Source organism: Rhizobium sp. AG207R, assembly GCF_027109195.1.
Classification (GTDB): Bacteria; Pseudomonadota; Alphaproteobacteria; order Rhizobiales; family Rhizobiaceae; genus Rhizobium; species Rhizobium dioscoreae.
This window is the reverse complement of sequence record NZ_JAEPVT010000008.1, coordinates 203,623-225,029: the sequence shown is the minus strand read 5'-3', so window position 1 is coordinate 225,029 and position 21,407 is coordinate 203,623. Positions and strand designations below refer to the sequence as shown.

The window sequence follows — 21,407 nt, the reverse complement described above, 5'->3', positions numbered from 1 at the left end:
CCTCGGGCCTCAGGTGTTGAAGGAAAAAACAAGCGGCTTGGCGAAGAGCCTTGCCCAGGCGATCGTGCTTGCCCGTTGGATTGCGACGATCGACGTGCCTTTGGTCCACCATCCGTTTCCGACGGCGATGATCAGGTCGGGGTCATCCAGCATCGATTGCAGCACCGGCCAGACGACCAGTTGCTCGTAGCAGATCAGGGGAGCGCCTCGCACATTCCCAAGATCGACAACGGGATTTGCGAAGAAGTGGGCTCTAGCTCCGCCGCTCTTACCGAACCATGACTGCCAAGGCTGCCACATCGAGCCCGGCACCGGCATCCGTTCGCGATAGAGGAGCCTGCCGCCAGTTGCGGAGACGGCAATGAGGACGTTGTCGTAGCCAGCCGCGTCCACGGTGGCCGCGCCAGCGACGACGGTAATGTCCGTATCCTGAAGAGCATTGACCCAGAGCCGATCGACCGTCGGCGTCCAGAAACCCAAGGCGCTCTCTGGGAGCACGATCGTCGGGCGGTCATCAGCTCCACGACCCTTCACCGTCGCAATCAGATCACGGTGGCGTTGAATGCTAATGTCACGGCCGAGCGAAGGTCCCATTTCGAGATCGACGCCTTGCCAACCATCGGGTAGATGCGGCTCGGTCCAGGTAGCGGCGGACCACAACCAGAAGCCTGCGAAGGCGATTGCGACAGCAGGCCACATGCGGGTCACGAGGCCCATGAGACCGGCTGTGATTGCAAGCAAACCCGCCCATCCCCAACCGGGAAACAGAACCCCGGCGGATGTCATAGGATTTGCCCAGCCGGCAATGCCGCAAGGTGGGATCGCCAATAGGGCAGTCGCCACCAGATAGCGCAACGGGCGAGGACCAGAGCGCTTCGTCCAGAGCACCGCATGCACGCCAACAAAACTCCCCGACGCACACAGCCATAGCAACAGGCCGGGCCAGATGTCCGATGAATAGAAGGCGGCGACACCCTGTGGCAGACCACGTGATGCTGCCAGGAAATACCCGGCTGAAACAAGCGCCGCCACCAATCTTGTTTGCGCCCGCGCCCAAAGAATCGGGAACGCCAGTGCTGTCGGGAGCAGCAGGACATGACCACTCCATCCGATTGTCCCCGCGACGATCGCTCCAATGATCAGCAGCGTTGGTTCGAAATGATCACGGCGCATAGGTCAGAACCTGTTGCGCGAGACCCAGGATGCCGGCAGCGGGAACGGGACCGAAATAGCGCGAATCAAATGATCCAGCGAAAGCCGAATGAAGGAAGACGCAGCTCGCTGGCACGATGCCTCCGACGAAAGGCATCAGCGGCCGTCCCTCGCCATCTCGCTGGACAATGGTGGAGAAGGGAACCGGACGGCCATCCACAGTCACACTGGCGCCGATATCGACCCGTTGTCCCGCAACGGCCATAACCATCTTGATGAGCGGTGCCACGCCGCCTGGGCACAAGCCGGAGCGCAGATAGCCGCGACTGCGCGCCTCCTGCATGGCTGGCGTTCGAGGCGGGCAGATGAACACGAGATCGCCGACGGCGGCCGCACGATCGAGCTTGACGATACGCCAGAGACCGAGTGGTTCGCTCGGCGTGAGATTGATCCGATAGTTGCCAGACCAGGCGACCAAGGTCGTTCCCAGCAAGGCCATTGGGATCATGGCCAAGCCAAGTTGGATGAGTTTGTTGTGTCGCCTTGCTGGCGCCATCTTCAAGACGGGCATGATCATGTCAGCGACATCCCCTGGGTCTTGCTCTGGCGAAGCGTCTCGGCCTTTTTGAGTGCTTCGACCGTCCGCTCATGGGCGCTGAGTTGCTGCGCCGCGCGCATCAGGCTCCAGGCAGATTGGACTTCCTCCTTCTGAGCAGAGTTCATGCCCCCAGTGACCGTCTTGAAGGTTTCCCCGTTCGTATCCTTGGCGGCCAAGGGCAGGAAGGTCCGTTCGCCGAAGCGCTCCGTGACCGCCTTGGCAAATCCCTCCAGTTCCGCCTTCACCATTTTGTCGGCAAGCGCGAACTCGAGCGCCGACGGAAGATCGTTTCGATCAATGGCGTCGCGCGCCCGTTCGAGCGTCTGGCGCGCACTTGGCGACAGCGCCGGAATGTCGATCGAGACCTTGCGACGAGCCGCCATTTCATCCGCCTGATAGCGCTGTTCTGCGTGGCTGCGCTGACGCATGTAATCGCTGAGACTCTGCGCCAGGGCTGGCACATTGCGCTCAGCCCGCTCACGGTCCTGCTTGTCGGCGCGGCTGGCGAGCAAGCCCGATTTCCCGTTGAGGGGGCCAAAACTATCCGGTTGGTTGGCGATCTTCGCAAGCGTCGTTTTTGCGATCGCTTCATCCTTCAGCATGGCGTCCACATTGACTGATCTGAATGCGGCTTCCGGCTGCGCGTAGACCAGGTGGAAGCGGGTCGACACGTCATCCCATTGCTTCTTCAAGCCGGGATCGGCTTCGACCTTTTCGGCAATCGCCTGCTCGACGGTTTTCGTGGATGTCGCGATGCCGGCAACCATAGGGCTGGCCTCCTTGCTGCTTTGGGAGTGGGTCGGTTTGGTGCTGGCACCAACGCCGAGTTTGGCGCCGACGACGAGGAGCCGGTGGGCAAGATCGGCCAGTTTCTGTTTCTGGCGGATCGTCCATTCGAGCCGGTCGCGAACAACCGTTCTGGCGACGTTGACGATATGCAGGCCGCGTCCTTCGGCAAAACGCAGTGCTTGGCGATAGAGGCTGCCCTTCTCGTAATCGAGCGTGGCTTCCTTGGCTTGTCTGCGTGATAGGATCTCGACGAGGCCGCCGGCGAATGCGAAGGACCGGGTGCCGTAATAAATGCGGAGATCCTCGCGATGACGCGTCATTGCTACATAGGTCAGATGCCGATCGAGGGAGAGTGACGCGAGCACCTTCACTCGGTCGACGGTGGCGCCCTGGCTCTTATGAATCGTCGTGGCATAGCCATGGTCGAGATTGCTGTAGAAGCGCTGTTCGACGGTAATCCGCCGGCGATGCTCACCTTCGCCGATCTCGGCGACAATGCGGTTTTGAGCGGCTTCGACAACCTTTCCGAGCATGCCGTTCTTGACACCGAGCGATCCTTCATTCTTCAGGAAGACGATCTGGTCGCCGCTCGCGAAGTTGCGGTGCCCATCCTCCGTCCGGAATGCAAAACCTTCGCCAAGGATGCCACGCTTGACGAGCTCGGCCCGTGCCATGCCGTTCAGTTTTCGCACATCACGCCGGAGGTGGGCGAGGATCAATGTCGTCTTCGTCGGGTCAAAGTCCCGACTCCAATCGGCGATAAGCCTATCGGCTGCCTTGTCCTTCAGCGTCAAACCGATCATTCGATCATGAGCGGTATAGGCAGCGATAGCCTTGCGGATATTGCCGCGAGCGAGATTGAGCGACGCATCGCGCATCCATTGCTCGCGCTGGCGGTAGATGGTCTCGAGCTCCGCATAACCGATACGGTCGGCGATCGCGCGAAACGCGGCTCCCGCTTCGATTGGCTGAAGCTGTTCGGGATCGCCGACCAGGACAAGCTTGGCGCCGGCCTTCGTCACCGTCTCGACCAGCTGCGCCATCTGCCGCGACGACACCATGCCGGCCTCGTCGAGAACGAAGACCGTCCTTGCGTCGAGCTGGTTTCGGCCTCGGCTCCAGCGAAGCTCCCAGGACGAAAGCGTGCGCGAGGCAATCCCAGCTTCCTTCTCCAGCCCTTCGGCGGCCTTGCCGGCAAGCGCGCCACCGACGACACGATAGCCGGCGGCTTCCCACGCCTCGCGCGCCGCCTTCATCATCGTCGTCTTGCCGGCGCCAGCACGGCCGATGACAGCTGTGATCCCCTCGGATCCAGCGACATGCTCGATCGCGGTCCTCTGCTCCTGCGACAGTCGGGAATGGTGCTTGAACGTCGCCGCCAACACGGCTTCCCGAACACCATGCGAGGATCGTGCCGACAGCCACATGGCACGGCTGGCCATCTCGGCTTCCAGCCGGATCAGTTCGCGCGTCGTGTATTTGGCCGGCACCCGGGCGCCGCTCGCAAACGCGATCCGCTCGCCTTCGAGACAGAGCGCTTCGGGGCTCTGCAGGACACGAACCATCAGAGTCTGGAACAGAACGGCATCATCGATATAGCGATGCAGGATCTTCGCGACATCCTGGCTATCGAAGACGCTCTTTTCCCGGGTTATCAGCTCGAGGACGATCTCCGGCCGGCGCTGGATGCGTCTTGCGTTCTCACTTCGCCGCACCTCCTGCAGCTCGATCCGTTCGAGCTTTGGCGACCTTGGCGATGATTGTGCTTTCGCCCGCTCCGCCTTCCGGTCAATGGCCATCGCGCCGACGCCGACATGGATGGTCGGCTCCACTTCGACACCCTGTTTTTCGAAGGAACGGCCATCGACGCGAATGTCGAGGCCGGCCATCGCCAGATGCCGGTTATGGCAGGCGAACCATCCGTCGCGAAAGGAATTGAAGTCATCGAGGCTTCCGGCCCAGAGTTCGTAGACGATCTTGCCAGAGTCGTTGCGGATCGGATTGCCGTCTGGCCCGAGAACCGCGACCTTCTTGGCACCGAACCCTTCTTCGGTCAGCGGCCTCAACGTCGTCATAAGATGTACGTGCGGATTGCCCGGCGCATCATGATAGACCCAATCCGCCACCATTCCCTTGGCGGTGATGTGCCGTTCGACGAAATCGCGAACAAGCGCGATATTGCGCTCGGCCGTGAGTTCGATCGGCAGCGCGATCGTGACATCCTTGGCGAGCTGGGCATCGGAACGTTTCTCGAAATCCTCGACCTTGTTCCAGAAGGCTTCCGATGCGCCCGACACCGAGCGATCGGCGATCATCGACCGCAACCATTCCGGTGCGTCGGTTGGAATGACGAACTCCTCATGCAGGAGGCCCTGCTTGCGGGTATAGTCGATCGTCCGCGCTTCCCGCTCGTATTCCATTTTCGCGCAGTGGCGATAGGCCGCCGACAGCACCGCGCTGCGGCCGGAGCCGCGGGCGACGACGCTGACGGAGAAATGAGGCACGGCCACGACGGTCTGGGCTCCCGGTTGCGGACAAAACCAATGCTTGCGTCGGGAGCGGGCCTCGCCGGGGCGAAAAGCTAAGCGTCGCGACAGCGACGTATAATTGCGCCCTTGGAACCCGCTCCTTCGGAACGGCAGGGATCATTCACCAAAGCATCGCCCTTGGCGATTGTAGGATTCACAGTAGTGCCTTCGCTACTCGAGTTCCGGAAACTGGCCTTGAAAGACACGCTTTCTCAGCCAGGAGACGATCGCAAATGAAGAGACCTTCCTCGAAAATCCGCGACGAAATCGCCAGACTCCAGGAACAGCTCAAGGCCGCGGAAACCCGCGAAGCCGAGCGGATCGGCCGAATTGCCCTCAAGGCTGGTCTTGGAGAAACCGAGATCGATGAAGCCGAGCTACAGGCGGCCTTCGAGAATATCGCGCAACGTTTTCGCGCAGGCCAAGATGGCGGGAATGGGGCCACGACCGGCGGCAAAAAAGGCGATGGAAAAGGCACCACGGGTACGCCGACCGCGATGGTCCCGCCTGGCGCGGCTCAGGGCGGCGGTCGCGAGGCTTGATCGGATGGCGAGAACGACGACATCCGATGCCCGCAAGAAGGACACGCGCGAGAAAATCGAACTCGGCGGCCTGATCGTCAAAGCCGGCTTGCGATATGAGAAACGCGCGCTTCTGCTTGGAGCGTTGCTCGAACTGAACGCCCGGCTGAGGTCGGACGAAGGCGAGCGGGCGCGGCTGATCGCGATCGGTGTGAAAGCGTTCAGCGATGACGGCGAATAAGCTTGCTCTCCTCGCCGCGCCAATCGTGCTGATGATGCTCGCCGTCCTCGGCACGGCCGGTATCGAGGATTGGCTATCGGCCTTTGGAAGGACGGAGGCCGCGAGGTTGGCATTGGGCCGCGTGGGCATCGCGACGCCCTATGTCACCGCTTCGGCCATCGGCCTGACCTTCCTGTTCGCCAGCACGGGCGCGACCGGCATCAAGTTCGCGGGTTGGGGCGTCGCCGCCGGGAGCATGGTGACGATCCTGATCGCGGCGATACGCGAGACGACACGCCTCATGTCATTCGTCGGTCAGATTCCGGCGGGTGGGTCCATCGCCGCGTATCTCGACCCCGCAACGATGATCGGCGCGGTGGCCGCATTGATGGTGGGAAGTTTCGCGCTGCGGGTGATGCTCATCGGCAACGCCGCGTTCGCCCGCGCCGAGCCGAGGCGTATCCGAGGGCGCAGGGCGCTGCATGGCGAGGCCGACTGGATGAACATGCGGGACGCGGCGAGGCTTTTTCCCGACACCGGCGGCATCGTCATCGGCGAACGCTACCGCGTCGACAAGGATAGCACCGCGGCGCGTCCCTTCCGCGCGGGCGACGCCGAGAGCTGGGGCGGCGGCGGCAAGGCATCGCTGTTGTGTTTCGACGGTTCGTTCGGATCGTCGCACGGTATCGTTTTCGCCGGTTCGGGCGGTTTCAAGACAACGTCCGTGACAATCCCGACGGCCCTTAAATGGGCCGGCGGCCTTGTCGTGCTGGACCCCTCGAACGAGGTCGCGCCAATGGTGCGCGGGCATCGCGAAGCCGCCGCGCGCTTCATCCGCCTTCTCGATCCAAAGGAACCCGAAACCGGGTTCAACGCGCTCGATTGGATCGGTCGGCATGGCGGAACCAAGGAAGAGGATATCGCCTCGGTCGCATCGTGGATCATGAGCGACAGCGGCGGCCCGCGCGGCGTCCGCGACGACTTCTTCCGCGCATCGGCGCTTCAGCTGTTGACCGCGCTGATCGCGGACGTCTGCCTATCCGGGCACACCGACACGGCGAACCAGACCTTGCGCCAGGTTCGTTCGAATTTGGCGGAACCGGAGCCGAAACTGCGCGAGCGACTGCAATCCATTTACGAGAATTCCAACTCGGATTTCGTCAGGGAGAATGTCGCCGCCTTCGTCAACATGACCGCGGAAACCTTTTCTGGCGTCTATGCCAACGCGGTCAAGGAAACGCACTGGCTGTCCTACGCCAACTATGCCGCGCTCGTGTCGGGTTCGACTTTCTCGACCGACGCGCTCGCGGATGGCAAGACCGATGTGTTCATCAACATTGATCTGAAGACGCTCGAGACGCATGCCGGCCTTGCGAGGGTGATCATCGGATCGTTCCTCAACGCGATCTACAATCGCGACGGCGCGCTGGAGGGCAGGGCGCTCTTTCTCCTCGATGAGGTTGCCCGCCTCGGCTACATGCGAATCCTGGAGACCGCTCGCGATGCCGGCCGCAAGTATGGCATCACGCTGACGATGATCTACCAGTCGATCGGGCAGATGCGCGAAACCTATGGCGGCCGCGACGCCGCGAGCAAGTGGTTCGAAAGCGCGAGCTGGATCTCCTTCGCGGCGATCAATGATCCCGAGACCGCCGACTATATCTCGAAACGCTGCGGCATGACCACGGTCGAGATCGATCAGGTCAGCCGCGGTTCCCAAGCGAAGGGTTCATCGCGAACGCGTTCGAAGCAGCTGGCCGCCCGGCCGCTGATCCAGGCGCATGAGGTTCTTCGCATGCGAGCGGACGAGCAGATTGTGTTCACGGCCGGGAACGCGCCACTTCGGTGCGGCCGTGCGATTTGGTTCCGGCGGTATGACATGAAGGCCCGCGTCGCCGCGAACAGGTTTCATCGCGACGGGAAGACGTTCGAAAGACCTGACTGATCGAACCGATGCGCGGTCCAAGAAGCAAGGCCGATCCCCAAAAAAATGAAGAGCATCGGAGAAATCAGCAGGGCGCCGGCTGCCGGCCGGGATTTCGGGAATTCTCGACGCGCGAGGAGCGGACAAAGGGCAGCCGTGGGAGCTTCAACATCGTGGCCCGAAGGGAAAGCGGGACCGACTGCCCCGCTCCTCGCGCTCCGCTTTTTCAGGGGCGGGCGGGGAGCATCGAGGGGTGGGGCGCGAGGGGCACCCCTCGACCTGTCGCGCTCGGCTTGGAGAGCAGCGCGGGACAGGCAAGCCGCCGACAAACCAATCTAGCCTCATCAATGTCGCCAAGGGCGCTGGCGCGATCTTGGCCGCTGCTCGCCTTCGATACTAATCGGCGGAAAGAGGCGATTTAGCCCTGGTCGTTTTTCTTCGATGTCGCGACCGCCAGGGCCTCGTCTGCCTCCTTGGAGAGTGTAACGAGCTCGAGGATCGGGCGAGGGGCCGAACAAAACGCGAGGCGATCGCGCACGATGCAGGAAAAGCCGCTATCGGTCGAAACGCGAAACCCTTCCGAGATCTCCTCCTCAAACCATCGGTCACCCGCTTCGATGCAGTCGCGAATATCGTTCAAGGTGACGAGGGACGCGCCACCCCACGACGAGGGAACGCGCCCGTGAATTGCGTTGGCAAATGCCATGGGACGAACATGCCCGTTGATCTCCCGCGAATTGGAGATGGATGAACAGTGTTCATTGGTATTTTCTCCGATAGAATGGACATGAGTGTGAAGCGCCGCCAGGGCGGCGGCGCTCCCGCGATCACCGCGCGCTTTTCAAGGCCGCCATCCTTTCCCCGAGCAGCCAAAGCGCCTTGTTGAGCTTGATGTCCTGATCGATACCGTTCACGGCGCGGGATTTCACGCGACGGCGCCTGCCAAGATCGTCGCGGCCAACACCACGCAACCCGCCCTTGATGGCGTTTTCCTGCACGACGTTCCAGACTGTCCAAAGATCGTCGGCGCGGTCGTCATGACGGCGGGGGATAAGCAACTGTTCGGCCTTGATCGGCGTCGTGGTCTCGCCATCCTTGTCTCCAAAGCGCAGGACATGGGCGGCGGCCGCGAGAATATCCCTCTCATCACGGTTCAATCGCAGGGTTGACCAATCCTGTGGAGCGACAAGCGTGCGTTCGGCCTCGCCAAGCACGCGATAGGTCCCCTCGATAACCTTGTGCTGGACATCGCCGGAATGGCGAACCTTGATGGCATCGATGGTGCCGGTCCGCGTCACCAGGGAATTGAGGCAACGAACCCGAAACAGTCCCGCCATCAATTCATACGCGCTGGTGCCGTCATTGGCATTCTTGAGGAGGATTTCGCAAACGGTATCGCCGACATTGTAAACCTTGCCGTCGTCGATGCGGCGCAAGCGGATCAGATGCTTGGTGAAGTCGGCTTTCCCCTCAATGCGACTGTGCGACTGCTTCGCCCCGACCGGCATGAAGCCTTCCCGGACGAGACCCCGCAGAATCTCGATGGTGGGAATAGGCCGGAAGCGTTCCGACCGGCTTTCATGGGCGGTCACCGCGAAAATGGAAGGGGCAATGCGGCGCATTTCGGCTTCAGTCAGCGCGCGGCCAGTGTCGAAACGCGCGGTCTCGGTATAGATGCTCATTGTCAGTCTCCATTGGTTACGGTTGCCATCCGAAGGGCAAGCCCCTCGGGCGAAGCCTCCCCGGTCTTACCTGGGGAATGGCCTCTGACATTCCCCGGGACAGAGAGGGGAGGGCGAAAGCCCGCCCCACGGCGGCGAACGGGACTGTCAAGCGGCGTGGCGCGGAAGCCGGGGTATCTTCACGGGTCCGCTTGCGGACTGGCGCGGAAGATGAACCGGCTTCACGGGCCGCTTGACCGGCCTGGGCGGCGATGTCAGGGGCGAGCAAATTGAAGCGGCCCGGCACGGGCCTCATGAACGGATGCGTCAGCGCTGCGCTCGATAAACGACCGTTATCGGCGGAAGAACCGGGTGGGTGCCATCGACATCGAACGCGCTCCTTCGCGGAATGCGCCTCGGCCAGCAAATTGAGAAAAGGCCCCGCCTGATTGGCGGGGCCTCGGATCTCAATCGCGGTTCGGGCGGGACCAGATGAGCTGGTAGCCATCCTCGCCTTCGACCTCCGTGAGCATCGCGTAGATCGGGGAGGGGAAGCTCGGATCGTCCAGCTTGACCGAGAGATAGTCACGGTCGCTCTCGCTGGAGCGCTTCTGCCAGGCGGCGCCGAGCTCAACCGGACCGGCGTAGACGCGGAAGTGCGGACCCTTGTCGGAGGGGCTTTCCACGCGGGTAATGCGTGCCTTTACGTTGAGGGCGAGGGTGCGGATTGAGCCGATGAAGCCGCTTTCAGTCGAAGTGAAGGTGCCGATGGTAGCCATTTTCCTATTCCTTTTGCTGTTTCGAGCCGCTCCATTGCGGCTCGATGGCAGTCACAAAGGCCGGGGACGATCAGACCGCACCCCGTGGGGCCGGAACACGGTGGAGGGCGGCGCGGAGAGACTTTCTTGTCTCGCGAGGAATGACGGCGAAGCCGGAAGGGGATGAAAGTCTCGTGGCACCGTTGCGGGAAGATGAGCGAGGCGCAGCCGTTCTCCGGTCAGACCTGCCCCATCGAGCCCGCGTGTGGAGCCGCGGCGAATTGGCAAGGAATATGACATTGGCGATCAGCACGGGGAAATTTCGGACAGATGGCCATGTCCGGCTCAACTGGACCGCCAGACTGATATGAAGGCATGCGGATTCCCTCGCGTGACGTCCGGCGAGGGTCGCGCTCGCGGGGCAAACTCGCAGTCATGGAGTTGCCGCGCGATTGGTCGCTTGGAGGAAAACCGCTTTAGCGCACAAGACCGTTTGTCACCGAGTCCAAACACTCCCGGAAGCGGAGACCCAACACTCCGAATCGGTCGATCTCGGGGGAAATTGGATCTCAGCACCACGGAAAGGCCACGTGACCCCGCGAGCCGGCGAGGAAACCGGCACCACCAAGAGCGGCGGCCGGCATTGACGCCCCATCCGGCATGAAGAGCATCAAGCCGCCTTCCAAGCGTCCGCCATGGCCGCGGTCCGTGGAGGCACCCCCGCTGTCGAGCGCGCGGCCAGCCCATCGACATGTCGTCGCGCTATCGCGAGCGCTTGCGGGAGCGGGTTGGACAGCACCGGAGACGCTTCGGCCGGCACGCTCGGACCTGACTGACGCTCACCGGCGGGCTCCGTTTCGCTGGGAGCTGCCTTGACGCCGCTGTCGCGCCCTGCTCACCCGCGCGGCGGGCCCCGCGAGGAACGATTTACAGGCAGCGCCGGAACATCTAGGCCTGTTGCCGCGATCTCGCGAAGGCCATGACCGTCAAACGCCGCTGTAGCCGCAGCCGCGTAGGAAAAAAGTGGCCGCCTCGCGTGCATGATCTTCCATTTGTGACTTCACAGGCGTCAGATCGGCATGAAATAGCGAAGAGATCATCATCGGCAGCAACACCAGATCGATGAAGTATCGGGTCGTGGCTTCAAGGCTGGCCGGCGCGAAGGCGGGCAATGGCTTGAGTTCCTCGGCCTCCGCCAACTCCGCCACGAGTTTCATCGCGGTAGCCGTTCCGTGTGCTCGCATGGCGTAGTGGATCGTCGTCGCCAGATCCGGATGGCGGGTCGCTTCACCGATCACGCTGCGTATGAGCCCGATGGTCTCCGACCTTATGGCCCGCTGGAGGATCAGGACCCCCGCGGATTGGAAGCGTTCAAGAATGCTGCCCGATGTGGCGGAGGCGACCATCTCGCCGGATTTTTGCGCCCAACGGATGACGACTTCCCTGAACAAGGTCTCCTTGTTGATGAAGCGCGCATAGATGCTCGGCTTGCCGGCCCTCGCCACCTCGGCAATCTCGTCGATGCTGGCGCCCTCATAACCTCGAGCGATGAAGACCTGGAGCGCGGCCTGCAAAATTCTGTCCTCGACTTCCCCCGCCCTCTCCCTCGGGGGGCGCCCACGTCGCGTCGCATTTGTCTTCCCCGGTATAATCTGGGGTTTTGCCATCTCTCGCGGCATGACGGACCTCACTGTTTTTTGATTGGCTCGGACGCGGTTTAGCACCCTCCGCGGCTCTTGACTAACACTCCGATCGGTTCTACGTCAATATTTAAATTAAACGTTTCGTTTCAATTTAAGCCTAGTGACGGAAGAGGTAGAAGATGAGCACGCCTCAGGATGAGACCCTCGGAAAATTAATCGTACTGGAGCCGAAGAGCGCCGGTACCAAGGTAAATCATGAGCAAGGCGGCCTGCCGGCCGAACAGGAAAGAGCGGAAGCGCCACGACCCGGCGATAAAACCCTATCCCTCGACGAAAACGAGACGCCGGAGCCGGATGATCCCGGTCGTGAGGATGCGATTGGCAGCCCCTCCCGGCGCCGGCGGATGCTCCTGATCGGCGGAAGCGCACTTGCCGCAGCGGCGATGGCGGCCTTTCTCTACTGGGACGACGCCTCTCATTATGAGAGCACCGACGATGCCTTCATCGCCGCGCGTCAATATGCCATCACCTCTCGGGTAGCCGGCTATATTTCTTCCGTCCCGGTCACCGACAACCAGCACGTAGCGAGCGGCGAGGTAATCGCCCGCATCGATGATCGCGACTACCAGACGGCTCTTGAGCAGGCCCAGGCGCAGGTCGCAGCGGCGAACGCCAATATCAAGAATACACAGGCGCAGAAGCGGGTTCAGCAAGCGAATGTGGAAGAAGCCGAGGCGCAGGTCGCACAGGCCGAGGCCAATCTCGTCTTCGCCCAGCAGCAGAACGACCGCTATCAGGGATTGGTGAAGAGCGGCTCCGGCACTCTTCAGGAAGCGCAGCAATATACCTCGCAACTGCACCAGCAGCAGGCCGCGCTCAACACCGATCAGGCTTCGCTGACCGCCGCGCGGCGTCAGCTGGATGCCTATGACTTCAGATCGCCAACGTTGAGGCCACTCTCAAGCAGGATCAAGCCCAGCTCGACCAGGCCAAGCTCAATTTATCCTACACGACGATGGCGGCGGCTCAGCCTGGTCGAGTGGTGCAGTTGTCGGCCGGCGACGGCGAATATGTGCAAGCGGGCACGAATCTGGCGATGTTCGTGCCGGACAAGCTCTGGGTCACGGCCAACTTCAAGGAGACCCAGCTCGATCATATGCGTCCAGGCCAGCCGGTAACGCTGACGATCGACGCCTATGGGGGACGTACGATCCATGGCCATGTCGCGAGCGTGCAGCCGGGATCGGGAACGGCATTCTCATTGCTTCCCGCGGAAAACGCCACTGGTAACTATGTGAAGATCGTCCAGCGCGTTCCCGTGAAGATCGAGCTTGATGACGTGCCGAGCGATCTCGCGTTAGGCCCCGGGATGTCCGTCGTCCCGACGGTGCGCACCAATGCCAGCCCCTCTTTGTGGGAAAGCCTGAGGAATGTGTTGTGAGCACGAACGCTGCCGCCGGATCGGCGCCGAACCCTTGGATCATCGCGATCGTCGTCGCGCTTGCCAGCTTCATGGAAGTGCTTGACACAACCATCGCCAATGTCGCCCTGAACTATATTTCCGGCGGCCTTGGTGTCAGCCAGGACGAAGCGTCCTGGGTCGTCACCACCTACCTCGTTTCCAACGCCGTGATCGTGACGGCCACGAGTTATCTCGTGCGAATTCTCGGCCGCCGGACTTTCTTTCTCGGCTGCCTCGCACTCTTCACCATCAGCTCCGTTATGTGCGGCTTCGCGCCCAATCTGCAATTCCTGCTGCTTGCCCGCATCCTGCAGGGTATCGGTGGCGGCGGCATGGTGCCGGTCGCGCAATCCATTCTGGCCGACAGCTTTCCACCTGAAAAGCGGGGGCAGGGCTTCGCCCTGTTCGGCGTAGCCGTCGTCGTCGCCCCCGTGGTCGGGCCGACATTGGGCGGGTGGCTTTCGGATAACTTCTCATGGCACTGGTGCTTCCTGATCAACGGCCCCGTCGGCGTCTTGACGCTCGCCGCCGTTGCCATGCTGATCAAGGAGCCGGCGGGCGCCAAGCAAGAACGTGCCCAGAAACGCGGGCGGGAGCCTGGCTTCGATTGGATTGGCTTCGGGCTAGTCGCCACCTTCCTTGGAATGCTGGAGCTGATGCTCGACAGAGGACTGGAGGACGATTGGTTCGGCTCCAGCTTCATCGTCGTGGCGGCAGTTATCTGCGCGCTTGCCTTCCTGCTGATGATCCCCTGGGAACTGCGGCACCGAAATCCGGCCGTCGACATCAGGATGCTGGTCGGTCGTCAGTTCGGCACCTGCTTTCTGGTGATGATGGCAACCGGCGCGCTGCTGCTCGCCACGACGCAATATCTGCCCCAGCTGGTTCAGCAGAATCTCGGCTACACGGCCACATGGGCGGGGCTGATGCTGTCGCCCGGCGGCGTAGTCACCATGGTCATGATGTTCGTGGTCGGTTTCCTCTCCTCGAAAATACAGCCGAAATATCTGATCGCGATCGGCGCCGGCTTCGTCGCCCTGTCGATGTATCAGGTAACCAGCGTCTATGGCTCCGTGGGTTTCTGGTATCTCGCCGCGGCCCGCATGCTGCAGGGGATTGGCCTGCCATTCATCTTCCTGCCGATCACCTCGGCTTCCTACGACGGAATTCCCGCTAGCAAGACCGACCAGGCCTCCGCGCTGCTGAACGCCGCCCGCAATACCGGCGGATCGATTGGCGTGTCGTTGATTTCCAACATTATCACCCATCGCGAACAGTTCCACCAAAGCCGCCTGGTGGAACACATCATCCCGTCGAACAGCGCCTACCAGGGTACCTACGGTCAGTTGAGCAGCTATTTCATGGCGCAAGGAAGCTCTCTTTCCACCTCCCATCAACAGGCACTCGCCTGGATCAATCAGCAAATTCAGAGCCAGGCTTCGTTTCTTTCCTATGTCGATGCTTTCTGGGTCCTGACGTTGATCTCGCTCGCGGCCATCCCTCTTGCCTTGACGCTGCGCAACGTGACGCTCGGCAGGAAGGCATCCATGGGACATTGACGCGCCGTCACTCCCGGCCGGAGCTTTCGAGGCGACGGAAGTTCCGACCGGGACGAATCGGCCGCGCATACTGTGAGCGCAACCGTTCATCCGGCCATTGCGATGCATCGACGGTCTTCCGGAACAAAACCCTGACAGCTGTCAGGGTTTTGGCCCAAGCTCGCCAGAGGGGTGACGCGAAGTATATCGCCTTTGTGTCGGTCGCCGGGCTACGCGCACCTACCAAAGCCCGCCCTTCTGATAGCCGCTGTTTGAAAAACCCTGACAGCTGTCAGGGTTTTCGCGCGTCCACCAAAGCCAGACCACGCTCGCTCCAGCGAGAGAGAACTCCCAACTTCAAAGTTGAAGGTCGCCTCCAACCGGCCGCGATCATTACCCGCGAATATCGCCATTACCGCTACTCGCGCTCAGCGAAGTTCCAACACGTCCATCGAGCATACGCGGCTTTCCTCGTGGCGATCCTGGCGCATCCTGCCGCCAGGTCGCAATTCCGCGTTGATTACCGCGAATTCCATCACCCGTGGCCGCGAGCTCGGACACCCTGGAACAGCCGCGGCAATGTTCGCAAGCCGCGCCGACCGACGTGCTCGGGATGAACGGCGCGCCTGCTCTAGCAGCCGAGTTCCTCGCATGGATACGATGGGCGGCAGCCCCATCTGGTCCATTCTGGTCCATCGAGGCCTGTTCGCCTCGCGTTCATTCGCTCGCGATCGGACTTTCCGCGCGACTTTTTCATTCGCCCGTCCAATCCGGAAATCTTGCTGTTCCATGGAGCTTTCTTCCGGCAGCTCGTTTACGGCGGAAAGCAGTATCATTGCGCGCCCGGTGGTGCTTCCAACGACCTTTCCGGCCGTCGCCGCCGTGCTCGGCCGCCGCAGGATGCTGCTTGCAGACAGGGATGGACATCTATTGGGGCGCACGGGAGAGCCCGCGATCGTCTTGCCGGAGCGGTCTCTTTCACCTCGACCGCCAGCCCGGCAGCAGCTACGCAACCTTCGCAATCAATTGGGGCCCAATATATTCGCCACTCAGCTTCGGCCATCGAAAAGCCAGGAACACTTCAGCTTGCCGGTTCTGGCCAATGTTATTCACGCCTGGCCAGAAGCATAAATAGCTGACGAATAACAGCTGACACGAAGGAGAAGACATGACGACTGCTTCACGATTTGTGATCGGCGAGAGCGACGGATGGCTTGTGAGCCACCGCGCGAATTCGGCGCTCCCCGGCTATCTCATCGTCGAGTCCAAAGGATTGGCCAATGACCTCTTCGATTTACCCGATGGCGCGCTGCGCGAGATCGGCCCGCTGCTGGCGCTGTCTCAAGCGACCCTGAAACGAGAGCTGGGCGCTCCACGCGTCTATATCGGCCGATATGGCCACATTCCTGGACTTCCCTTTCATTTCCATGTCATCCCCATCTACGATTGGGTGGAGAAACTGTTCTGGCGAGATGGCCGATATCGGATCCTCGGACAATTCGCCGAGGGGGAGACCGGGACGGACGGGGCGGAACTGACCCTATTCGTCTGGCGGGAGTTCTGCGAACGCCGGCGGGCGCCTCCGATCGAGGGACCGAGCGTTTCTAAGACCATCGCTCTCCTGCGCGAGACGATGGGGTATCCCCTGCGGGCCATCGAGTCTGGCTAACCGACAATTTCCTTGACTAATCGGCCTGGTTAGCGTGCTATATTGCACGAAGCGGACGAAATGCTTCGCTTCTCCTGCCCAAATTCGGCACCGCCTAAATATCTGATTTTCAAAGAGAATTTTTCCATCGAGAAGCTATCGCGGTATTAGCTTCCATCAGCCATACAGTGTCGACTGAAGCTTCTGACGCCTGGAAACGCGTTGTTCCGCAAGCGGCAATCCCGCTCCCGGGACGGGGTAAAACAGCCCGCCGAAGGGCATTTCGGTCAGCTTTTTGGATGAATTCCGCCCAGATTCGCCAATTACCAGATAGCCCGAACCGATAAATCTCCTGGGAGTTCGTACTCGCTCGCTACCAAGGCTCCAGTTGCGGCCGACGAGTGGTAGGCCAGCGGCGAGAGATCGGGCGATAAATGCGATCGGCCGGGACCGAGTTTGGCCAATGTACCTCAAACCACGCTCCTTTCGCGTTCACCGCGGACGGCTCCTCGATCGGCGCGGATCTCCAGATCGCATTACAAAATTGTAAGGGTGCTATTCATTTTCGGTTAAGTCTCGATCGGTCATCAAGGTCATGCGTGAACACGCAGCATCAACCCCCAATGCTTACGAGGTTTAACATGAAAAGCCTGCTTCTCTCTTCCGTGATCGCCCTGGCATCCGTTGTCGCCGTCAGCGCTCCCTCTCAGGCAGCCCCATTCCATCGTCATCACCATGATTGCTTCGTGAAAACCGTGAAGCATAAGGTTCATGGCCACTGGGTCATTCGCAAGGAACGCGTCTGCCGGTAATCCACGGCCCGGATCCGAGCTGCCGGCAATCACCGACGGTCAATGGAACGGCCATGGCTGAAAGATTGGCTTTGGCCGTACCATTTGCTGAAAATGACATATCATGCCGCCCACTCGGTAACGCTCGAGCCCTGGTTCAAGGGCCTATTACAATCGCGGATATGCTGGAAGCCGAGCAACCATCCATCATGAAACCCTCGATATGGTAGCGCCGTCGCCGATATTTGCTCGAAGCAATGCCATGAGCGCGGGACCAAGTGAAAATTCACCCCGCGTCGCCTTGGAAGTAAGATCTCGCAGATACGCGCCAGCCGAATTGATATGCCCAGATCGCTCGAGGATGCACGCCATCGTCGCGGCGGCGTTTTCCGGCCCCATTATCTCGCAAGCATCCTGATAGGCCGAAGCACCGACGCCCAGCATCGATCGCACGACGACAGCCGCGGACATCAGGTCCCGCCAGTTGTTGATACCGCCCGTCGGTCCATAAGAGCTTATTTCTGGGCATGCCTTCAGCACGAGGCTTAACGGAAAGATCCGCATCGGTTCTTTCCGCGACCTGTCTCTTTCGATGGACCTCGTTTCCAGCTTTGTTCGAAAGCTTGGTTCAAGTTCATTAAGGGATTCGGGATTCGAACTCTGTATGTGCTGCTCATCCTGGGCATCATTGGTGCTATAATTTTCAATTTTTTGCTGCATTTCCAAAAGGTTGATGATCTCGCGGCGAAGAAGCTCCATGTCTTCGAGAATGCAGACGATCTCGCGGATCGTCGGTGAACGAGGAATGCGGGCGACAATGGCGTTGTAGCTATCCTCGATCAGCGACCAGTCGCCACCGATGCCTTCCCCGCAGGCCGCCGCGATCAATTTGCGGACGTCGCGCCGGCAGATCGTCAGGCTTTCCTTGGCGCGGCGTAGCGCCATCCGTTCCGCCACGACCTGCTGAGCCATGATTGCGAGTTCCTCCGCGCGCGCCAGCAGCGGTGAGACATCGAAGCCGAATGCGTTTTCGATCTCGCCCGTCCTGCCTTTTCTCGCATAGCGCTTACCGTTGGCGCTATCCTTTCTGACGATCAGGCCAGCCTCGACGAGAAGCGCGAGGTGCCGGCGAAGCGTGGCGCCCGCGATGCCGTGAGCGCGCAAGGTCAGCTGCGCGTTGGATGGAAAGACAACAAGCTGGGCGTCCTGGCGCAGCTCGCTTTCCGGATGGAAGCTCAACAGGGCGTCAAGCACGGCAAGGCTGCGATCCTGCAATCCGAGTTTTTGCCGCGCTTCGGATACGTCTCGAAAGACTTTCCATTTATCGACCGACTTGCCGGGTTCGATCCTGTTCACGGCGATCTGTCGCCGAAGCAGGGCAAGCGTCATTGGCCGCCGCCCAAAAGGCGTCGTTACACTTCCATTCTGCATTTTCCTCACCTTCAAGAGGCAAAAGAAATACGATCACCAAAAACGGTGCCAAAGACTCTTGACTGGGATTCGAGGAAATGCGATTCTTCAGTTGCTACATTGAAGAGAAGGCTTCCACGACGGCAACGTTTGGGGGCCTTTTTTCTTTTGCTAGGTTTCCTTTCCAATCAGAAAACCCTGACAGCTGTCAGGGTTTACGTTTGTCTCTCGAACGAGTGAAACGCTCGACAAGGTCGGGCAGCTCCTCCTCGACAAATCTTACGAATTCCGTACCCAATTTGCCCTCGGCGGAGATTCGAACCTCCCGGGGCGAGGTCATGAACACACCCAGCCTGGCTCCCGATCCATCGGAAATCGCGATCTGGGTGTTGCGCGCCTCGGGCGAAGGCTTGATCGCCTTCAATGCCACCTGAAATCGCTGGTCCGAGGTTTCATCGGCGTCATTGACGTCGGAGAGAGCGGCGCGCACCACCTCAAGGGCATTGGGGGCCGCGGATATTGTCTTGGCCAACTCCAGCCAACGCGGTCGACCAACCTTCGGAGCCCTGCCAATCGCTTCGATGATATCCGCCGGGATCGTGCGATAGACGCTCCGCATTCGCGCGAGCTCCGCGTCCTCGATGGAAAGAGCCGCGTAGATATGGCGTGCCTTGATGCCCGCATCGTCCATGCGCGAGGCGAACAAGGCGCGTTCAATCCATGTCAGATCTTGACGACTCGCGTTTTCAATACCCTGGGCCAGCACCAGGTCGAGATCGGATATCTCGACCTCTATGGCACGCACCGCGCGGCCGAGCTCGAGGGCGGCACGCCATCTGCGATGGCCATAGACAACCTGATACCGATCGCTCGAGGTGGGGTGCCGTCGAACCTGGATCGGAACCTTTTGGCCTTCCTCCTCGATGGAGCGCTTGAATCTCTCGAAATCACCCGGATCGTCGTCGGGCAGGCGATCCGGATAGGGCGAGGCATCGATCACATGTGGATCGAGATCCTGGATCCAGCCTTCGCCGGATTCGACAATGGCGCGCAGTCGATCGCGCTCCGCGCGGATATCGCCGATCGCGCGATGCGCAGCGCCGATCACCCCGGCACCGACGCGTACAGGCTGCGCGGGGACAGGGCTGGAAGGCGACGGTTCTGGCGTGCTCTCGCCGCTTTCCAATTCGGCCGAAAGCAGGCCGAAACTGGCGACGATGGATCGTCTCGGGCTCTTGCTCATTCACGCCCCCAACTTGCATTGATGAGATGAACGATGGCTTCGTTGACGGCGTCGACGGCCTCGCGGGCGCGCTTGTGCGTGTCTCGGCCGATCTGCCCCATCTCGAGTTCGTAGAGGGAACGCTTGGCGAGCCCCGCGGCCTCGACCGCGGTGCTCTCGATCGCCGTCGGCAAGAGAACATCGGTACCGAAGAGATGACGCAGCATCGCGACGACTTGCGATTGCGGCGCATCATTCGGGTCGTGGCGCGTGATCAGATAGCGGATGAAATCCTGGTCGAGCTGCGCGCCGCTTTCGTCGAGCACGCTGATCAGATCGCCCATCATGAGCAGGAACTGGCTCATCGATGCCACGTCCAGCATGGCCGGATGCACTGTGATGATCATGCTCGTGGCGGCGTAGATGGCGCTAAGGGTCAGAAATCCGAGCGACGGCGGCGTGTCGAGGATGACGATGTCGTAATCCTCCTCGACCTCGGCAAGCGCGAGCTTCAGGCGCTCGAAGAAGATGGCGCCGGAGCCGGACCTTTGGGCGAGAACCCGCGGCGTCTCGTGCTCGTACTCCATGACTTCCAGGTTGCCCGGAATGAGATCGATGCCGTCAAAATAGGTTTTGCGGATGATTTCGCGGATCGAGCGCCTCTCAGTCGCCTCGTATCTGAGCGCCGCATAGATGGTTTCGTTGGCGCCGACATCGATTTCCGGCTGGGCGCCGAACATGGCCGAAAGCGAGGCCTGCGGATCGAGGTCGAGCGCCAGCACGCGATAGCCATGCAGCGCGAGATAATGCGCGAGGTGAACGCAAGTGGTCGTCTTGGCGCTGCCACCCTTGAAGTTGGCGATCGCCATCACCTGCAGATGTTCGCCTGGCCGGCGCCGAGGCAGGAAGCGAAGGGCTTCCGCCGGCTTCTGCTTGGCGAACAGCTCCCGCAATTCGTTGATCTGGGCAAGCGTGTAGACGCGGTGATTGTTCTCCAACCTGCTCGGGGTGGGGCCTCGGCCCTCGCTCGACATCAGCTTCAGGGTCGAATCCGGGATCGAGGTCAGCTTGGATACTTCATTGGTCAGGAACTGGCGCAGCATCTTCTCGGATTTCGGCGGATACATCCGCGTTCTGAGCTGCTGGAGCTGACCAGACAGCACAGTCGCATGGCGCGCGATCTTGCTGCCTGCGTTTTCCTTTGAAGGAGCTATAGTCTCCGTGCGGTTCGCTATCGCCATTTGTCCCTCTTGGCGGCCTGTCGCCGGTTTGCCGACCTTTGCCCGCCAGAAGGTAGAACACGATTCTGTCAGGCCGTCCAGAGATTAACGGTTAATGACCGGTTAACATGTGACAGCCAGGACCTGGGCCTTTGCTATTTAATGCACTGCTTTTCTTCAATTTTCCCCGGTAAGTCGCCGAAGACGATCGCAGCGATGACTCACACCTTTTGATAGCAATGTGCGGCCACCGTCGATCGTCCGACGCATATCCGGCTAAGATTAGCGACGAGAATCACTCTACCCGCGTGGGTGAGTCGCC

16 protein-coding genes and 1 pseudogene are annotated in these 21,407 nt (G+C 60.9%); 7 read left to right on the top strand and 10 right to left on the bottom strand.

The window, feature by feature from the left end; genetic code table 11:
* Positions 1–9: 9 nt before the first annotated feature.
* From JJQ51_RS20695 to traA, 3 genes are read right to left on the bottom strand one after another with little or no spacing between them, the layout of a single operon-like run.
* Positions 10–1,173: a conjugal transfer protein TraB gene (locus JJQ51_RS20695; protein WP_269245232.1), complete on the bottom strand. Its 1,164-nt coding sequence runs from the start codon at positions 1,171–1,173 to the stop codon at positions 10–12.
* Positions 1,163–1,729: a conjugative transfer signal peptidase TraF gene (gene traF / locus JJQ51_RS20690; RefSeq protein ID WP_113354740.1), complete on the bottom strand. Its 567-nt coding sequence runs from the start codon at positions 1,727–1,729 to the stop codon at positions 1,163–1,165. Before traF ends, JJQ51_RS20695 begins: the two co-directional genes overlap by 11 nt.
* Complete coding sequence (gene traA, locus JJQ51_RS20685; protein ID WP_269245231.1) at positions 1,726–5,049, bottom strand: Ti-type conjugative transfer relaxase TraA; 3,324 nt, start codon at positions 5,047–5,049, stop codon at positions 1,726–1,728. Before traA ends, traF begins: the two co-directional genes overlap by 4 nt.
* Before the next feature lie 251 nt (positions 5,050–5,300).
* On the opposite strand from traA, the gene traC reads away from it, so the two are divergent.
* From traC to traG, 3 genes are read left to right on the top strand one after another with little or no spacing between them, the layout of a single operon-like run.
* Positions 5,301–5,609 carry a conjugal transfer protein TraC gene (gene traC, locus JJQ51_RS20680; protein WP_269245230.1) on the top strand — a complete coding sequence of 103 codons (309 nt, stop codon included), beginning with the start codon at positions 5,301–5,303 and terminating at the stop codon, positions 5,607–5,609.
* A 4-nt stretch (positions 5,610–5,613) separates the two neighbouring features.
* Positions 5,614–5,829 (top strand): type IV conjugative transfer system coupling protein TraD, encoded by a 216-nt coding sequence (traD, locus tag JJQ51_RS20675; RefSeq protein WP_069610808.1) that lies wholly within the window; start codon positions 5,614–5,616, stop codon positions 5,827–5,829.
* On the top strand, positions 5,816–7,753 hold the full coding sequence (gene traG, locus JJQ51_RS20670; RefSeq protein WP_269245229.1) for a Ti-type conjugative transfer system protein TraG: 1,938 nt from the start codon (positions 5,816–5,818) through the stop codon (positions 7,751–7,753). The genes traD and traG overlap by 14 nt, the downstream gene beginning before the upstream one ends.
* A 397-nt stretch (positions 7,754–8,150) precedes the next feature.
* Here the strand turns inward: traG and JJQ51_RS20665 are convergent, their stop codons facing one another.
* The 4 genes from JJQ51_RS20665 to JJQ51_RS20650 all read right to left on the bottom strand — a co-directional run bounded on the left by JJQ51_RS20665 (position 8,151) and on the right by JJQ51_RS20650 (position 11,725).
* A complete protein-coding gene (locus tag JJQ51_RS20665) occupies positions 8,151–8,438 on the bottom strand; it encodes a hypothetical protein (RefSeq protein WP_269245228.1) in 288 nt (95 codons plus the stop codon).
* Positions 8,439–8,559: 121 nt separating this feature from the next.
* Positions 8,560–9,414, bottom strand: coding sequence for a DUF932 domain-containing protein (locus tag JJQ51_RS20660; RefSeq protein WP_269245227.1), 855 nt, complete (start codon positions 9,412–9,414; stop codon positions 8,560–8,562).
* A 446-nt stretch (positions 9,415–9,860) separates the two neighbouring features.
* Positions 9,861–10,172 carry a DUF736 domain-containing protein gene (locus tag JJQ51_RS20655; RefSeq protein WP_269245226.1) on the bottom strand — a complete coding sequence of 104 codons (312 nt, stop codon included), beginning with the start codon at positions 10,170–10,172 and terminating at the stop codon, positions 9,861–9,863.
* Positions 10,173–11,137: 965 nt separating this feature from the next.
* A complete protein-coding gene (locus JJQ51_RS20650) occupies positions 11,138–11,725 on the bottom strand; it encodes a TetR/AcrR family transcriptional regulator (protein ID WP_162750880.1) in 588 nt (195 codons plus the stop codon).
* A gap of 248 nt (positions 11,726–11,973) precedes the next feature.
* Here JJQ51_RS20650 and JJQ51_RS20645 point away from each other — a divergent pair.
* The 4 genes and pseudogenes from JJQ51_RS20645 (at position 11,974) to JJQ51_RS20630 (ending at position 17,254) form a co-directional block, all read left to right on the top strand.
* Positions 11,974–13,235, top strand: a pseudogene (locus tag JJQ51_RS20645) (HlyD family secretion protein).
* A complete protein-coding gene (locus JJQ51_RS20640) occupies positions 13,232–14,815 on the top strand; it encodes a DHA2 family efflux MFS transporter permease subunit (RefSeq protein WP_269245225.1) in 1,584 nt (527 codons plus the stop codon). The pseudogene JJQ51_RS20645 and the gene JJQ51_RS20640 overlap by 4 nt, the downstream one beginning before the upstream one ends.
* Positions 14,816–15,962: 1,147 nt before the next feature.
* Positions 15,963–16,463, top strand: a complete 501-nt coding sequence (locus JJQ51_RS20635; RefSeq protein WP_145323646.1) for an HIT family protein — start codon at positions 15,963–15,965, stop codon at positions 16,461–16,463.
* A gap of 620 nt (positions 16,464–17,083) precedes the next feature.
* Entirely contained in the window at positions 17,084–17,254 is a 171-nt protein-coding gene (locus JJQ51_RS20630) for a hypothetical protein (protein ID WP_173004651.1), read from the top strand.
* A 186-nt stretch (positions 17,255–17,440) separates the two neighbouring features.
* Here the strand turns inward: JJQ51_RS20630 and repC are convergent, their stop codons facing one another.
* The 3 genes from repC to repA all read right to left on the bottom strand — a co-directional run bounded on the left by repC (position 17,441) and on the right by repA (position 21,106).
* Complete coding sequence (repC, locus tag JJQ51_RS20625) at positions 17,441–18,664, bottom strand: plasmid replication protein RepC (protein WP_269245224.1); 1,224 nt, start codon at positions 18,662–18,664, stop codon at positions 17,441–17,443.
* A gap of 187 nt (positions 18,665–18,851) precedes the next feature.
* Positions 18,852–19,886 carry a plasmid partitioning protein RepB gene (repB, locus tag JJQ51_RS20620; RefSeq protein ID WP_113390869.1) on the bottom strand — a complete coding sequence of 345 codons (1,035 nt, stop codon included), beginning with the start codon at positions 19,884–19,886 and terminating at the stop codon, positions 18,852–18,854.
* A complete protein-coding gene (repA, locus tag JJQ51_RS20615; protein ID WP_069614999.1) occupies positions 19,883–21,106 on the bottom strand; it encodes a plasmid partitioning protein RepA in 1,224 nt (407 codons plus the stop codon). Before repA ends, repB begins: the two co-directional genes overlap by 4 nt.
* Between the last annotated feature and the right edge of the window lie 301 nt (positions 21,107–21,407).

Coding starts and splice junctions, on each gene's coding strand:
- JJQ51_RS20695 (WP_269245232.1), bottom strand. CDS start 1,173: ATGCGCCGTGATCATTTCGAACCAACGCTGCTGATCATTGGAGCGATC.
- traF (WP_113354740.1), bottom strand. CDS start 1,729: ATGATCATGCCCGTCTTGAAGATGGCGCCAGCAAGGCGACACAACAAA.
- traC (WP_269245230.1), top strand. CDS start 5,301: ATGAAGAGACCTTCCTCGAAAATCCGCGACGAAATCGCCAGACTCCAG.
- traD (WP_069610808.1), top strand. CDS start 5,614: ATGGCGAGAACGACGACATCCGATGCCCGCAAGAAGGACACGCGCGAG.
- traG (WP_269245229.1), top strand. CDS start 5,816: ATGACGGCGAATAAGCTTGCTCTCCTCGCCGCGCCAATCGTGCTGATG.
- JJQ51_RS20665 (WP_269245228.1), bottom strand. CDS start 8,438: ATGGCATTTGCCAACGCAATTCACGGGCGCGTTCCCTCGTCGTGGGGT.
- JJQ51_RS20660 (WP_269245227.1), bottom strand. CDS start 9,414: ATGAGCATCTATACCGAGACCGCGCGTTTCGACACTGGCCGCGCGCTG.
- JJQ51_RS20655 (WP_269245226.1), bottom strand. CDS start 10,172: ATGGCTACCATCGGCACCTTCACTTCGACTGAAAGCGGCTTCATCGGC.
- JJQ51_RS20635 (WP_145323646.1), top strand. CDS start 15,963: ATGACGACTGCTTCACGATTTGTGATCGGCGAGAGCGACGGATGGCTT.
- JJQ51_RS20630 (WP_173004651.1), top strand. CDS start 17,084: ATGAAAAGCCTGCTTCTCTCTTCCGTGATCGCCCTGGCATCCGTTGTC.
- repC (WP_269245224.1), bottom strand. CDS start 18,664: ATGCAGAATGGAAGTGTAACGACGCCTTTTGGGCGGCGGCCAATGACG.
- repB (WP_113390869.1), bottom strand. CDS start 19,886: ATGAGCAAGAGCCCGAGACGATCCATCGTCGCCAGTTTCGGCCTGCTT.
- repA (WP_069614999.1), bottom strand. CDS start 21,106: ATGGCGATAGCGAACCGCACGGAGACTATAGCTCCTTCAAAGGAAAAC.